The sequence below is a fragment of the Thiomonas islandica genome (assembly GCF_055383445.1).
Map to the genome: position 1 here is coordinate 909,035 of NZ_AP042391.1, position 14,566 is coordinate 923,600.

Sequence of the window (14,566 nt, forward strand, 5' to 3'; positions counted from 1 at the left end):
CCAGCGGCACGAGTGCAGCCATCACTGGAGTTCCCCCATGCAGCCATCGCGCCGTCGGTTCATCCAGAAGTCTCTGCTCACCCTGCCGGCGTTGGGCTCGCTGGCTGCCTGCGGAGGTGGCGGCGCAGGCGGATTGGTTACCAGCCCGACGTCGGGCACCAGTCCGACATCAGGCACTAGCCCGACATCAAGTACCAGTCCGACATCAGGTACCAGTCCGACATCAGGTACCAGTCCGACATCAGGTACCAGTCCGACATCAGGTACCAGTCCGACGTCAGGTGCCAGTCCGACATCAGGTACCAGTCCGACATCAGGTACCAGTCCGACGTCAGGTGCCAGTCCGACATCAAGTACCAGTCCGACATCAGGTACCAGTCCGACGTCGGGAGCAGTGCAGGCCAATCTGGACCTCTCCGCCGGCATGAAGCAGTTTGGCAAGGCACCGGTTCCCTACACCGCGCTGGCCAAGCCGGCGAAGGGGCAGCGCATCACCGACCCCGATTTCGGCACGACGATCATCCGCATCACCGACGGTGTGAACGACTTCAACAATCTTTGCGTCGCGCCAGCCTATCCCACGGCAATGGCGTGGAACTGTGATGAAACCCGCTTCATCCTTTATGCGCCCGGCTCGACGGCGCAGGCGGGTGGCAAACAGGGCTGGGCTCTGTATGACGGGACGACCTATGCCTTCATCAAGTTCCTCGACATCAATCCTGGCGATGTCGAGCAGTTTTACTGGGATCATGCCGATCCAGCGACGCTGCGCTATATCGACAACCACCAGATGGGCAGCCAGTATTTGGCAGACCTCACCGCGATCAATGTCGAGACGGGCGTCAAGACCATCATTTACAGCTTCTTGCCCAACGGGTTGCCACCCGGTTGTCCGAAAGACACGCAGGGTGTGCGCTGCGGCTATCCGTTTGCTCTGGGCGTCAATGCGCAGGGGCAGCGCATCTGGGGGCTGGGGGCATTCGGGCCGAGTGTGCCCAATGTCGCAGGCGAGCTGGGCCTGTGGGTGTTCGGCTTCAACGAGGCCACCAGAGCGTTCACGCTGTACGACACAAGCGTTGTGCCGCAGCCGCAGGCCCGAGGTTCGACACCATTCCCGTCGGTATCAGGCAAGTTCTTCGTCTGGAATGCCGCGCCGGGGCTGAACTCGACCCCGTCGGTGCAAAGCGCCGTGCTCGACGCCACCACGGGCAAGCTGGTGCGCTGGGTCGATTTCGACACCAACGAACATTGCGACACCGCGATGGACGCAAACGGCAACGACCTGCTGGTGGGCTCGCAGTTCTCGCGCAACACCGGCGGCAACGGCAACGTGATCGTCTGCAACCTCAACACCGGCGCAGTGAGCAATTTCGTCGGCGAGAGCAGTGGCTGGGGCTATCCTGCAACGGGCAGCCTCAGCGGGTCGACCGCGTGGAAAAACCCCTCCTGGGTCGTCACCGGCATGACCGGCAACATCTACGGGACGGGCAGCAACGGGCAGGCGACGCCGGGGTCCGGCGGCAACAGCGGCCCGACCGCCAACCCCTGCACCATTCTCGACCAGGAGATGATGATCACCAACCTGACCAGCGGCGTGACCTGGCGCATCGCCCATCATCGCAGCACCGGCAACTACAGCAACGCACCGCAGAGCAATTACTGGGCGCAGCCCAACGTGACCTTCAGCACCAGCGGCACGCGCATCCTGTTCAATAGCGACTGGGGCGACGGCAATCCGAGCAATCCGGTGGTCAACCCCAACGCGCCGGTCGATACCTACGTGCTCATCCTGCCCTCCTTCGGCTGATCGTGCGGGGCGTTTGCGGACCCATGTCCGCAAGCCAAAAGCGCCTATTGCTTCTCCCCTGTTCACTCCTGCGCAGTCGCACTAGCATCGCTTTACCGGCATCAAGCCGGTCGCCGTCCACAAGACGGCGTGCGGCCCGCACCGGGTGTGGCGCCGCATCTGCCCGGCCTGCCTGATCGGCGGCCGATCGGTGACCCCTAGGCGCAGCCCACGCAAGGTGCGCCCCGACAAGGAGACAGACGATGAACGCTCCGCTACCCGAGCACATCCGTCATGCGCTGGCGACCATGTCGCTGGATGACAAATACACCCTCACTTCCGGCCGCGCGTTCATGAGCGGCATCCACGCCCTGGTGCGTCTGCCCATGCTGCAGCGCGAGCGCGACGCTGCAGTCGGCCTGCACACCGCGGGCTTCGTGTCAGGCTACCGCGGCTCGCCGCTGGGCGGCTACGACCAGGCGCTGTGGAAGGCCAAGGCCCTGCTCGAGGCGCACGACATTGTGTTCCAGCCCGGGGTCAACGAAGAGCTCGCGGCCACTGCGCTGTGGGGCACGCAGCAGCTCGATCTCTACCCGCAGCAAAAGAAGTTCGACGGCGTCTTCGGTATCTGGTACGGCAAGGGGCCGGGGGTGGACCGCTGCTCGGATGTGTTCAAGCATGCCAACATGGCCGGCACGGCGCGGTACGGTGGGGTGATCGCGGTGGCTGGCGACGACCATGTGGCCAAGAGCAGCACCGCGGCGCATCAGAGCGACCACATTTTCAAGGCCTGCGGCCTGCCGGTGTTCTTTCCGAGCAATGTGCAGGACATTCTCGATCTGGGCCTGCACGCCTTTGCGCTGAGTCGCTATTCCGGCCTGTGGGCGGGGATGAAGACCATCCAGGAGGTGGTCGAGTCGTCGGCCTCGGTCGATGTGTCCACCGACCGCGTGCGCATCGTGCTGCCGGAGGATTTCGTCCTGCCCGAAGGCGGAGTACACATCCGCTGGCCGGACGATCCGCTATCGCAGGAAGCGCGGCTGATGGATGTCAAGTGGTATGCCGCGCTGGCCTATATCCGCGCCAACCGCCTGAACCACACCGTGATGGACAGCCCGGACGCGCGGCTGGGCATCATGGCCTCGGGCAAGGCGTACAACGACACCCGGCAGGCGCTGGCCGACCTGGGGCTGGATGATGCCGCCTGCGCGCGCCTGGGCATTCGCCTGCACAAGGTCGCGGTGGTGTGGCCGCTGGAGGCGCAGCTCACCCGCGAGTTCGCCGCTGGGCTGCAGGAGATTCTGGTGGTCGAGGAAAAGCGCCAGGTCATCGAATACCAGCTCAAGGAGGAGCTGTACAACTGGCGTGAGGACGTGCGGCCCAATGTCATCGGCAAGTTCGACGAGCGCGACGGCGACCGATCGGGCGGCGAATGGAGTCAACCCAACCCCGCGACCAACTGGCTGCTTCCGGCCAAGGGCGATCTGAGTCCGGCGGTCATCGCCCGCGCCATTGCCAGCCGGCTGGACAAGCTGGGAATCCTGCGTGATGCCGGGGTGGACCTGCAGCGTCGGGTGGCCGAGCGTCTGCGCGTGATCGACCAGACCGAGGCCGCGCTGGCCGTCGTACCGACGGCAGAGCGGCGGCTGCCCTGGTTCTGCTCGGGCTGCCCGCACAACACCAGCACCCGTGTGCCCGAAGGCTCGCGCGGGATGGCCGGCATCGGCTGCCACTACATGGTGGTCTGGATGGACCGCAACACCTCCACCTTCAGCCAGATGGGCGGCGAGGGCGTGGCCTGGGTCGGGCAGGCGCCGTTCACCCGGGAGCGGCATGTGTTCGCCAACCTGGGCGACGGCACCTACTACCACTCCGGTCTGCTGGCCATCCGCCAGGCCATCTCGGCCGGAGTCAACATCACCTACAAAATTCTGTACAACGGTGCCGTGGCGATGACCGGGGGCCAGCCGGTTGAAGGGCATTTGAGCGTGGCGCAGATCAGCCGCGAGCTGCTGGCCGAGGGGGTCAGGCAGATCGTGGTCGTCACCGACGAGCCGGACAAGTACCGGCAGGTCAACGACCTCGCCCCCGGCGTGACCGTGCACCACCGCGACGCGCTCGACGCCATCCAGCGCCGTCTTCGCGACGTGCCCGGCGTGAGCGTGATCATCTACGACCAGTACTGCGCCACCGAAAAGCGCCGCCTGCGCAAGCGCGGCAAGCTGCCCGATCCGCCGCGCCGCGTCGTCATCAATCCGCTCGTGTGCGAGGGCTGCGGCGATTGCTCAGAGCAGAGCAACTGCCTGTCTGTCGAGCCGCTGGACACCGAGTTCGGCCGCAAGCGCACCATCAACCAGAGCAGCTGCAACAAGGATTTCTCCTGCCTCAAGGGCTTTTGCCCCAGTTTCGTCATGCTCGAAGGGGCACAGCTGCGCAAGCCCGAAGCCCGCGCTGGTCTGCAGGCGCTGCCGCCGGTGCCCGTGCCCGATGTGCCCGACCCCATCAAGGCCGACCGCGCCGGCGGCGGCTGCTACGGCATTCTGGTGGCGGGAGTGGGCGGCACCGGGGTCATCACCATCGGGCAGCTGCTCGGCGTGGCGGCGCACATCGAGGGCAAGGGCATCGTCACCCAGGACGCCGCGGGGCTGGCGCAAAAGGGCGGCGCGACCTGGAGCCATGTGCTCATCGCGCAGACGCCCGAGCAGATCCACACCACCCGCATCGCCCTGGCCGAGGCCGAGCTGATCCTGGGCTGCGATCCCATCGTCACCGCCGACCGCGAAACCCTCTCGCGCATGCGCCAGGGACAGACCTGGGTGGCGCTCAACACCCACGGCTCGCCCACCGCTAGTTTCGTGCACCACCCCGACTGGCAATTCCCTGCTGCTGCCTGCCGCCGCGCGATCGAGCAGGCCGCCGGCCCCGGGCAGGTGGCCGGATTCGACGCCGAGACCGCGGCGCTGCACCTGCTGGGGGATGCGATTTACGCTAACCCCATGCTGCTGGGCTTTGCCTGGCAGAAGGGCTGGATTCCGCTGGGCCACGCCGCGCTGATGCGCGCGTTCGAGCTCAACGCAGTGCAGGTGGACAAGAACAAGGCGGCATTCGAGTGGGGCCGCCGCGCCGCGCACGACCCGCAGGGGATCGCCGCCCTCGCCGCTGCCGGGCCGTCCCAAGACGGCGAGCGCCCCCACGGAGGGCAGCGGACGCAGGCGAGCTTGGGGGCAGCCCAGTTCAGTGCGGCCGAGCAGGTGATCCAGCTGGTCAAGCGGCCCACCTTGGACGAGATCGTTCAGCGCCGCGTGGCGTTTCTCACGGCCTACCAGAACGCCGCCTACGCGCAGCAATATGCGGACCTGGTCGCGCAGGTGCGCGCCGCCGAGGCGTCGCTGGCGTCAACTGCACTGACCGAAGCCGTGGCGCGCAATCTGTTCAAGCTCATGGCCTACAAGGACGAGTACGAAGTCGCGCGCCTGCAGTCCGATCCGGCCTTTGCCCGGCAGCTACAGCAGCAGTTCGAGGGCGAATTCAAGCGCCACTACTTTCTCGCACCGCCGCTGTGGAGCAAACGCAATGCCAACGGCGAGCCGATCAAGCGCGAATTCGGGCCGTGGATGGGTGTGGTGTTTCGGCTGCTCGCGCCGCTGAAGGTGCTGCGCGGCACCGCGTTCGATCCCTTCGGTCATACCGCCGAGCGCAAGCGCGAGCGGGCGCTGATCCAGCGCTACCGCGAGACGGTCATCGAACTGCTGCGCGGGTTGGATCAGGCCACACCGCAGCGCCTGAGCCTTGCGGTGCAGATCGCCCGCCTGCCCGACGGCATCCGCGGCTTTGGCTATGTCAAGCAGCGCCATCTGGAGCAGGTGCTGCCGCAGTGGGATCGCTTCATGCAGCAGTGGCGACAGCCCGCGGCGCAGCAGGACACAGCGGCGCGTGCACCGCATACCGCTTGAAATGCGGGCCGGGCGATTTCGCCGATAATCGCCCGGCCCGCCGTTTTCGACCGATGCCATGCCCGCGACCTGGATGACCGCCATCAATACCGCGCTGCCGTATATCGAATCGGTGGCCAAGATCGCGCTGCCAGTGTTCAAGCAACGCAAGTCAGACAAAGAGGCTGCCGAGTCGCTGCAACGGCAGATCGAGGAGCTGCAAACCGCGGTCACGCACAACGCCGAACATGTGCGCGCGCTCGCACAGCAACTGCAAACCACGGTCTCTGCGCTGGAGCAGGCCGGCCTGCAACTCGCCCAGGCGCAGCGCAAACAGCAGCGCTGGGCCGCACTGGCGGTGGGCCTGGGCGCCGTGGCTTTGGTGCTGGCCCTCGCAGCGCTGCTGCGCTGAAGCGCTGCGGTTGGCGCGTTGGCACTCTGCCTGCGCGACGAGTTTTTGTTTGCCGTGCGGGCGGAATACAGGGGTCTGCACCCGGCCCTGCAGCAGGTCAACCCGTCCGCCGCCTGTCTGCCTGTCGCCGGGCGCCGGTTGCGACACTGTGTCGCAGTCCTTTGGCCTGCATCAACCCCGAGGGCCGCCACACTCCGTAACCTGATGACAGATTGTTGCGCTGCAAACTTTTTTTCATCGCAGCGCCGAACAGGAACAGGTATGAACCAGAAAATGGGGTGGCGTGTCATGCTGGCCGGGCTGCTGGCCGCGCAATGCGGTCTGGCGGCGGCCAAATTTTCCGACCAGCAGGTGCAGCGCGGGGCGTATCTGGCGCGCGCTGGAGACTGCGTGGCCTGTCACACCGCGCCGGGCGGCAAACCCTTCGCCGGCGGGCTGAAGATGGTCATGCCCATCGGCGTGATCTACTCGACCAACATCACCCCGGACAAGACCCACGGCATCGGCAACTACAGCTTTGCCGATTTCGACCGCGCGGTGCGGCATGGTGTGGCGCCGGGCGGCAAGCATCTCTATCCGGCGATGCCGTATCCCTCATACGCGCGCATCACCCAGGAGGACATGCAGGCGCTTTACGCCTATTTCATGCGTGGCGTGCCGCCCGAGCCGACACCGAATCGCAAGCCCGACATGATGTGGCCGATGACCATCCGCTGGCCGCTGGCCATCTGGAACTGGCTGTTCGTGCGTGACACCACCTTCCAGCCCGACCCTAAGCAAAGCGCGGCCTACAACCGCGGCGCGTATCTGGTCGAGGGTCTGGGACATTGCGGTGCCTGCCATACCCCGCGCGGCCTGTTCTTCCAGGAAAAGGCACTCAGCGCGAAAGGGCCGAGCGGCAAACTCTATCTTACCGGCGGCACGGTTGAGCACTGGTACGCGAGCAATCTGCGCAGTTCCTGTCTGCAAAAAACCCTGAGCGCACAGGATTTCGCGCAGCTGCTCAAGACCGGCAGCGTGAACAATTTCACCGTGGCAGGCGGCATGACCGAGGTCATCCACCACAGCACCCAGCATGTGACCGCTGACGATTTGCTCGCCATCGGCACCTACCTGAAGGCGCTGCCGCCCGAGGTCAGCGCGCAGCTGGCCAGTACCCGGCCCGACCCCGCCGCAGTGCAGCGCGGCAAGGCGCTGTACGAGCAGCACTGCGTGGCCTGCCATCAGCCCACCGGACAGGGCGTGCCAGCGGCCTTTCCCAGCCTGGTGGGGAATCCGTCAGTGCGTTGCCTGAACCCGACCAACGCGATCCACGCTATCCTGGCCGGAGCGACCACCGCGGTGACTGCCTCGGCGCCCACGCCGATGGTCATGCCACCATTCGGTGCGCAGCTGTCCGACCAGCAAGTGGCCGATCTGGTCACCTTCATCCGCACCAGCTGGGGCAACGCCGCTGAGCCTGTCTCAGCCGAGCAGGTCAAGGAGTTGCGGCGCGCCATCACCTCGCACTGATCGCAACCGGCCAATGTCAGCCGCAGTGGCACCGCCGCAGCGCTGCGACAATGCGCGGCATGGCCCGAACCAGCGCGCTGCAGCGCCAGGCGGCACCCGGTACGCAATGCCTTGCGCACTGATTTCGATCTGTTGCGTGATCGGCGCTTTATCGGCTGGGCCCTCAGCGGGGCGCTGGGCAGTCGGCCATGTTCGCCTACATCGCCGGAGCGCCGTTCGTGTTCATGCAGGTATTCGGGCTGAGTTCGGCGCAATTCGCCTGTGTGTTCGGCGCCAATGCACTGGGCCTGATTGCAGCGTCGCAAATCAATCACGCGCTGTTGGCTCGCGTGGGCAGCGGCGTGCTGTCGCGCCGCGCCATGCTCAGTCTGACGATCTGGGCGAGCGTGAGGTTGGCGCTGGCCGTGCTCAAGGTGGGCGGTTTCTGGGGCGTGGCCATTCCCCTGTTCATCGCCCCGTCCAGCTTGGGTTTTTCCCAACGCCACGGCGCTAGGGCCTGGCCTTGTGGGCGAACCAGCGCCTCGCGCCGCGTTGACGCAGGCCTTGTTAAACCGCGGCGATTGCCTGCTCCAGTTCGGCAAAGCTCTGCATCTGGCCGCTGGGCTGCAGTTCGATTCCCAGTTGCCGACCGATTCGCACCGCAGAGAAAATGCCGCGCACCGCTGGCTTGCCGTCAGACTCGAGCACCAGCGCATGCTGCCGCCCCGAGTGGCGCAGGGTGAGCACGATCTCGGCCACGGTGGATCGCAGCACCTCGGCATAGTCGAGCACCTCGATGTGCTGCTGCGGCACCATGCACTGCGCCACGGTGACCGCGTCGCGCGGGATCTGGTGTTCGGTGGCCACACGCACCGGTTTTTCGCCCATGAGGTCGCGCGCGGTGATCAGGCCGACCACATGCCCTGCCGGGTTGGTGACCAGCAGCAGCCGCACCCCGGCGTGCATCATTTTTTGCAGTGCGGTATTGACCGAGGCGTCAGGCTCGATGGTGAATGCCGGGGTACGGCGCAGGTCGGTCATGACATCGACTGCGGGGGACTCGGGGGTGACGCTGCCGGGGCGGTCCTGGTCGAAGGCGACGATCGGGGTGCCCGCAGGCAGCGGGTGGTGATGCAGCAGGCGTTGCGTGGACATGATGCAGCTCTCCAAAGCGAAAAGATGATTGCTGCGTTGCAATAAGCGGCTGATGGCTTGAATTTAATCCGCCCTGCCGCATCACGGTGTATCGAAATGTCGAAACCATGACCGGATGAGGCAAATCGGAGTTTCAGTATTCCAGCGGATCGACGTCGATCGCCCAGCGCACCCGTGCGCGCAGCGCGGCGAGCTCGGCGCGCCAGCGGGTGAGCAGGGTCTGCAGCGCGCCGCGGTGTGCGCCCTCGAGCAGCATCTGCATGCGGTGCACATCGGCTATGCGCGCCAGTGCGGCGGGAATGGGCGGATAGACGGTCACGCCCAGGTCCAGCGCAAGCGGCAGCGCGAGCTGACGGGCGCGGTCGAGAAATGCTTCCACCTCTTCGATCTGCCTGTGTTCCGCGCGCAGCAGGGCCTGAAAGGAAAACGGCGGCATACCCCCACGCTCGCGTTCGGCGAGTTCGGCCTGCGCGAATCCGGGGTAGTCGTGCGCCATCAGCGCGCGGTACAGCGGATGCTCGGGATGCGCGGTCTGCACCAGCATTTCGGGTTCAGAGGGTGCGGGCCGGTCGGGATGGCCGAGATCCTGCCCGCCGGGCGCGCTCCGCACGGCCCGTCCGGCGCGCCCCGCAGCCTGCATGAGCTGCGCGAACAGGCGCTCGGGGCCGCGCGGATCGTGGCTGAACAGCCCAGCGTCCGGGTTGAGCGCGGCCACCAGGGTGACGCGCTGGAAGTCGTGTCCCTTGGTCACCATCTGCGTGCCCACCAGGATGTCCACTTCGCCGGCGTGCACGCTGTCAAAGCGGCTGGCGGCCGCGCCCTTGCGCCGCGTGGTGTCGGCATCGATGCGGGCAATGCGGGCCTGCGGATAGCGCTCGGCCAGCGCCTCCTCCACCCGTTGCGTCCCCTTGCCCACGGGCTGCAGGTCGAGGCTGCCGCAATTCGGGCAGGCGCGCGGTACCGTGCTCTGGTGACCGCAGTGATGGCAGCGCAGGCTGCGGTCGGTGCGGTGAAACACCAGATGCGCGTCGCAATGCGGGCAGTCCGACACCCAGCCGCAGTCCGGGCAGATCAGCACCGGGGCGTAGCCGCGGCGGTTGAGGAACAGCAGGCTCTGCTCGCCGCGCTGCAGGCGCAGGCGGATCGCGGCATCTAGGGCCTGGCCGATCAGTGCCCCGCCGGTGCGCAGCAACGGGTCGCGGCGAATGTCGGCCAGTCGTACGCGGGGCAGCATGCCGCTGGCGCGCTGGGTGAGGGTGAGCAGTCGGTAGCGCCCGGTCTGCGCTGCTCGCCAGCTCTCCAGCGAGGGCGTGGCCGAGCCGAGCACCACGGCGATGCCCAGTTGCTGCGCCCGCCAGACCGCCAGATCGCGGGCCGAATAGCGTGCGCCCTCCTGCTGCTTGTACGACGCATCATGCTCCTCGTCGACCACGATCAGCCGCAGCCGCGGCATCGACGCCAGCGCCGCCAGCCGTGTGCCCAGCACGATGCGCGCCCGCCCGGTGTGGGCCGCCAGCCAGTGCCGCAGCCGTTGCCCTTCGGACAGGCCGCTGTGTAGCACGGCCAGGTGTGCAGCGCCGAAGCGTTGCTCGAATCGGCGAATGAGCTGTGGGGTGAGATTGATCTCGGGCGTGAGCACCAAAATCTGCGCCGCCGGGTCACGCTGCAGCGCCTGCGCTGCAGCGTGCAGATAGACCTCGGTCTTACCGCTGCCGGTCACGCCGAACAGCACAAACGGTGCAAACCCGGTGCTGGACGCAATCGCCTGCACGGCCTGCGCCTGCTGCGGGTGCAGCGCCGGCGGTGTGTCGCTGGCATCAGCGGGCGTGTCCTCCTGGACCACCTCGACCCACCCCGCCTGCTGCCATTGCCGCAACACCCGGGCGGCCTGTGGATGCAACCTGCGGGCCTGAGGCAGCGGCAGCAAACCAGTCGTCGAGGTCGAGCCCGAGTCTTGCTGCACAGCGTTGGGCACAGCCACGCCCAGCGCCTGCGCCAGCCGCCATTGCGCCGTGCTGCGCGGCCAGAGCTGCGCGGGCAGGGCGCTGCGGCCCAGTTCGGTGCAGCGGTATGCCTCGGTCGCGGTCTGTCGTGGTGCCGCGGCGACGGCCTGCGGTTGGCGGCTGCGCAGCAGGGCGGGCAGCGCCGCGCCGATCACCTCGCCCAGGGCGCGCTGGTAATACCGCGCGACGAACTGCAGCAGATCGAGCCAGTCGGGCCGCAGCGCGGGCACCGCATCGAAGACCGCGGCAATGTCACGTAGCGCCACCGTGCTGTCGGCGACAGACTCGGCCTGCCCTAGCACGACGCCGGTCACCGTCTGCCGCCCCAGCGGCACCCGCACCAGAGTCCCGGCGGGCAGCACCGCTTCGGTGCGGTAATCGAGCGGCTGCAGACCCGGCGCGTCGATGGCAACCTGGAGGACGACGGGCATGGAATCGGTGCGCAGGGACAGGACAGGCAGCTAAGTCGGGGCTAGATAAGGATTTATTTCGCTGCCCGGAGGGTGTGGATAACTCTGTGCATCAGTTGGGTGTGCGTCGTTACACGGCCTGTGGATAAAGCTGTGCAAAATCATTTGCCGGATCGTGAAATTTTGTGAAAACCATTATGAATCAATGAGTTGTAGCGGTAAATCTCAAGCCAAGTCTGTGATCAACTTGTTGCATTGCACATGCGCCAAAAATGTGCATAAGCCGGTTTGTCAAGCTTGACAAGCCGGGAGATTTCCGGTTTGCACAGCGGCTGCGCGCTGCCGGTGATGCACCGAAGGGCATCAATTGACGGCAGGGTGCAGCGCGCGGCTATGGGTGTGCACTGCCTCGACCAGCGCAGCCACATGCTCCGGCGGTGTGAACTGCGAAATGCCATGCCCGAGATTGAACACATGCCCCGCGCCGGCCTGCACTGGGCCGAAGCTGTGCAGCAGCCGCAGCACTTCCTTTTCGATCGCCGCAGGCGGCGCGAACAGCACATTGGGGTCGAGATTGCCTTGCAGCGCCACGCGCTGGCCGACGCGCGCGCGGGCTTGGCCGAGATTGGTCGTCCAGTCCAGCCCGAGTGCGTCGGCCCCCGTGTCGGCCATGGCTTCGAGCCACTGGCCGCCACCCTTGGTGAACAGGATCACCGGCACGTCCGCCGCACCCGGGCGCTGCTTGAGCGCGGCGACCACGCGCTGGCTGTACGCCAGAGAGAACTCTTGGAACGCGCCGTCGGCCAGCACCCCGCCCCAGCTGTCGAACACCATGACAGCCTGCGCGCCGGCGTCGATCTGCGCACCAAGGTACTGTGCCACCGCCTCGGCGTTGATCGCCAGAATGCGGTGCATCAGGTCGGGGCGGGAGTAGAGCAGGGTTTTGACCGTGCGGTAGTCGTCGCTGCCGCCGCCTTCGACCATGTAGCAGGCCAGCGTCCATGGGCTGCCGGAAAAGCCGATCAGCGGCACGCGCTGGCGGCCGTTTTGCACCAGCGCGCGGCGGATCTCGGTCACCGCATCGAACACATAGCGCAGCTTGTCCATGTCGGGTACCTGCAGCGCGGCCACATCGGCCTCGGTGCGCAGTGGGCGGTCGAACTTCGGCCCCTCGCCAGCCTCGAAGCGCAGCCCCAGCCCCATCGCATCTGGCACGGTGAGAATGTCGGAAAACAGAATGGCCGCGTCTAGCGCGTAGCGATCAAGCGGCTGCAGCGTTACCTCAGTAGCGAAGTGCGGGTTCTGCGCCAGCGCGAGAAAGCTGCCGGCGCGGGCGCGGGTGGCGTTGTATTCCGGCAGGTAGCGCCCGGCCTGGCGCATCAGCCACAACGGGGTGTAGTCGGTCGGCTGGCGGCGCAGTGCGCGCAGGAAGGTGTCATTGGCAATGGGCGCGGTCATGGGCGGTATTGTCGCAAACTGCAGCCGCAGCCCAGCACGCATTTTTCTCTGGGTGTTTCAATCCGGATGTTCTGTGGGGACAATGGACGACGGCGCGGGCGCGCCAGTCGCGCTCACCGGCCGGGATGGATCATCCGGGCTTGAGCCGGTTCAATCCATGCCGAATTCCCTGCGTTTGATATAAAGCTCGCCCAAGGTGCCGATGACTTGATTTGAAATGCGGGCGAAATCGCCTCCGCCTTGCAATTGCTGCAGCGCTTCTTTCTGCTGACCCGCCAAAGCGAGACGAGCCACATCGGCGGCCGCGCGATGAAATGCAGCGTGTTCTTCAAGCAGCTGTGTGAACAGACGCTGAGTGTCGGTGCTCAGCGACGGATGGCTTTCGCGAATGTGATGGAGCCATTTGCCCAGATCGCAGCGGTTGTCCAGCGCGATGGCGTCCGGGTCGAGTGTGGAGCAGGCGCCGCCGATGCAATCGTGCAAGCGCTTCTTCCACGCTTTGTGGGCGTTTGTCGCCGTAAAAAAGTTCAGTTCCATAAGGATTGGGTTGGCGATAGTTGGGCTGATGGCCCAAAAAATATAGTATTCATAATGAAACTTCGGCGGTGCGCTTCGGCGGTGCGCCTTGGGCTGAGGGGCATCAAGATTTGGCAGATGAGGGGCCAAGTCTGCACGCGGCTGATGCTTTTTAGCATCGCCCCACGATAGGCTGCACCTCATTATCAACTCGGGAGGATCTGTGCAACAAGAACCCAAACACGGACCACGCTTCTGGTTTGGCAACGGCATCCTGGCGCTGGCCGCGCTGTTTCTTCTGTATCTCGACCAGGCCGCGCAGTGGCTGGGCACGGGGGCGGTCGCGCTGTGGATGGGGTTGGTGGGGCTGGGCGTGTACCTGATCGTCAAGGACGGCGATTCTTGAGCGCCCGCCGGAAGATCAGCGAAAAAACAGCGCGCTCATCACCAGACCGATGAGCACAATGCCCCAGCGCATCCATTCGCGCGGCACGCGCCGCGCCGTGCGTGCGCCGACGTAGCCGCCGGCGAGCACGGCCGGCAGCATCAGCGCCACCCAGCCCCAGTGCACCATGCCCGCGCTGGCATAAATCGCCACCGCGAACACGGTCAACACCGCCGAAATGGCGCTTTTCAGCGCGTTCATGCGGTTGAGGTGAACTTCGCCGATCAGGGTCAGCAGCGCCAGCAGCAGCACCCCGAGTCCGCCGTTGAAATACCCGCCATACACGCTCACTGTGAACAGCCCGAGCAGGGCCTGCAGCATCGAGGCGTGCTGTCCGGGGTGGCGCCCGAGGGTGCGCAGCAGGGCTGGGCCGAAGGCGAACAGCGCGGTGGCGAACAGCAGTAGCCACGGCACCAGTGCCCGAAATGCATCATTGCTGGTGATGATCAACAGCCCGGCGCCGATGCCTCCACCCGCTAGACAGGTCAGCATCAGCGCGGCCATGCCCACTGCGCGCGGCGCGCCCAGATCTTCGCGGAATCCCCAGGTGCTGGCCAGATAGCCCGGCAGCAGCGCCGTGGTGCCGGTGGCATTGGCCGCAACTGGCGGCATGCCGGCGTAGATCAGCGCGGGCAGGGTGAGAAAGCTGCCGCCTCCGGCGGCGGCATTGAGTGCCGCACCGAAAAACGCAGCAGCAAACACCAGCGCAAGGGTTGGCAGATCGGCAGGCATGGGCGAGGGGATCGACGGCGGCTTAGCAGGCCGTTGAAAAACTACTGCGGTGGGCCATCTGCGGCGTTGCGCGGTGCGCGCTGCCACGCCTATCTATTTGATATGTCTTGGTCGCTGCGCGCCGTGCGCCTTGCATCTGGCCATCCTCGCGACGTTTTTCAACGGCCTGTTAGCGCGCGGGCAGCTTGGCCAGCCGATGCGCGGGATGCGGGCGTTCGGAGTTTAT

Annotated in this window: 11 protein-coding genes; 5 read left to right on the plus strand and 6 right to left on the minus strand. The window is 66.0% G+C overall.

Annotated features, from left to right (window positions below):
• Positions 1 to 37: 37 nt before the first annotated feature.
• The 4 genes from ACZ47F_RS04375 (at position 38) to ACZ47F_RS04390 (ending at position 7,642) form a co-directional block, all read left to right on the plus strand.
• The gene (locus ACZ47F_RS04375; RefSeq protein WP_464926077.1) at positions 38 to 1,807 is read left to right on the plus strand and encodes a hypothetical protein; all 1,770 of its coding nucleotides are present in this window, start codon (positions 38 to 40) and stop codon (positions 1,805 to 1,807) included.
• A gap of 242 nt (positions 1,808 to 2,049) precedes the next feature.
• Positions 2,050 to 5,739 (plus strand): indolepyruvate ferredoxin oxidoreductase family protein, encoded by a 3,690-nt coding sequence (locus ACZ47F_RS04380; protein ID WP_464926078.1) that lies wholly within the window; start codon positions 2,050 to 2,052, stop codon positions 5,737 to 5,739.
• Positions 5,740 to 5,797: 58 nt separating this feature from the next.
• Positions 5,798 to 6,130, plus strand: a complete 333-nt coding sequence (locus ACZ47F_RS04385) for a chemotaxis protein (RefSeq protein ID WP_464926079.1) — start codon at positions 5,798 to 5,800, stop codon at positions 6,128 to 6,130.
• Between the two features lie 261 nt (positions 6,131 to 6,391).
• Positions 6,392 to 7,642 carry a c-type cytochrome gene (locus ACZ47F_RS04390; protein WP_464926080.1) on the plus strand — a complete coding sequence of 417 codons (1,251 nt, stop codon included), beginning with the start codon at positions 6,392 to 6,394 and terminating at the stop codon, positions 7,640 to 7,642.
• Positions 7,643 to 7,952: 310 nt separating this feature from the next.
• On the opposite strand, the gene ACZ47F_RS04395 is transcribed toward ACZ47F_RS04390, so the two are convergent.
• The 5 genes from ACZ47F_RS04395 to ACZ47F_RS04415 all read right to left on the minus strand — a co-directional run bounded on the left by ACZ47F_RS04395 (position 7,953) and on the right by ACZ47F_RS04415 (position 13,313).
• Entirely contained in the window at positions 7,953 to 8,081 is a 129-nt protein-coding gene (locus ACZ47F_RS04395) for a hypothetical protein (protein ID WP_464926081.1), read from the minus strand.
• A gap of 107 nt (positions 8,082 to 8,188) precedes the next feature.
• On the minus strand, positions 8,189 to 8,776 hold the full coding sequence (locus tag ACZ47F_RS04400) for a CBS domain-containing protein (RefSeq protein ID WP_464926082.1): 588 nt from the start codon (positions 8,774 to 8,776) through the stop codon (positions 8,189 to 8,191).
• 133 nt (positions 8,777 to 8,909) lie between these two features.
• Entirely contained in the window at positions 8,910 to 11,210 is a 2,301-nt protein-coding gene (locus tag ACZ47F_RS04405; RefSeq protein ID WP_464926083.1) for a primosomal protein N', read from the minus strand.
• Between the two features lie 342 nt (positions 11,211 to 11,552).
• On the minus strand, positions 11,553 to 12,647 hold the full coding sequence (gene hemE, locus ACZ47F_RS04410; protein ID WP_464926084.1) for a uroporphyrinogen decarboxylase: 1,095 nt from the start codon (positions 12,645 to 12,647) through the stop codon (positions 11,553 to 11,555).
• 150 nt (positions 12,648 to 12,797) lie between these two features.
• The gene (locus ACZ47F_RS04415) at positions 12,798 to 13,313 is read right to left on the minus strand and encodes a CZB domain-containing protein (protein WP_464926085.1); all 516 of its coding nucleotides are present in this window, start codon (positions 13,311 to 13,313) and stop codon (positions 12,798 to 12,800) included.
• A 73-nt stretch (positions 13,314 to 13,386) separates the two neighbouring features.
• Here ACZ47F_RS04415 and ACZ47F_RS04420 point away from each other — a divergent pair, with 73 nt between their 5' ends.
• On the plus strand, positions 13,387 to 13,569 hold the full coding sequence (locus ACZ47F_RS04420) for a hypothetical protein (protein WP_464926086.1): 183 nt from the start codon (positions 13,387 to 13,389) through the stop codon (positions 13,567 to 13,569).
• Positions 13,570 to 13,584: 15 nt separating this feature from the next.
• Here the strand turns inward: ACZ47F_RS04420 and ACZ47F_RS04425 are convergent, their stop codons facing one another.
• Complete coding sequence (locus tag ACZ47F_RS04425) at positions 13,585 to 14,340, minus strand: sulfite exporter TauE/SafE family protein (protein WP_464926087.1); 756 nt, start codon at positions 14,338 to 14,340, stop codon at positions 13,585 to 13,587.
• Positions 14,341 to 14,566 lie beyond the last annotated feature (226 nt).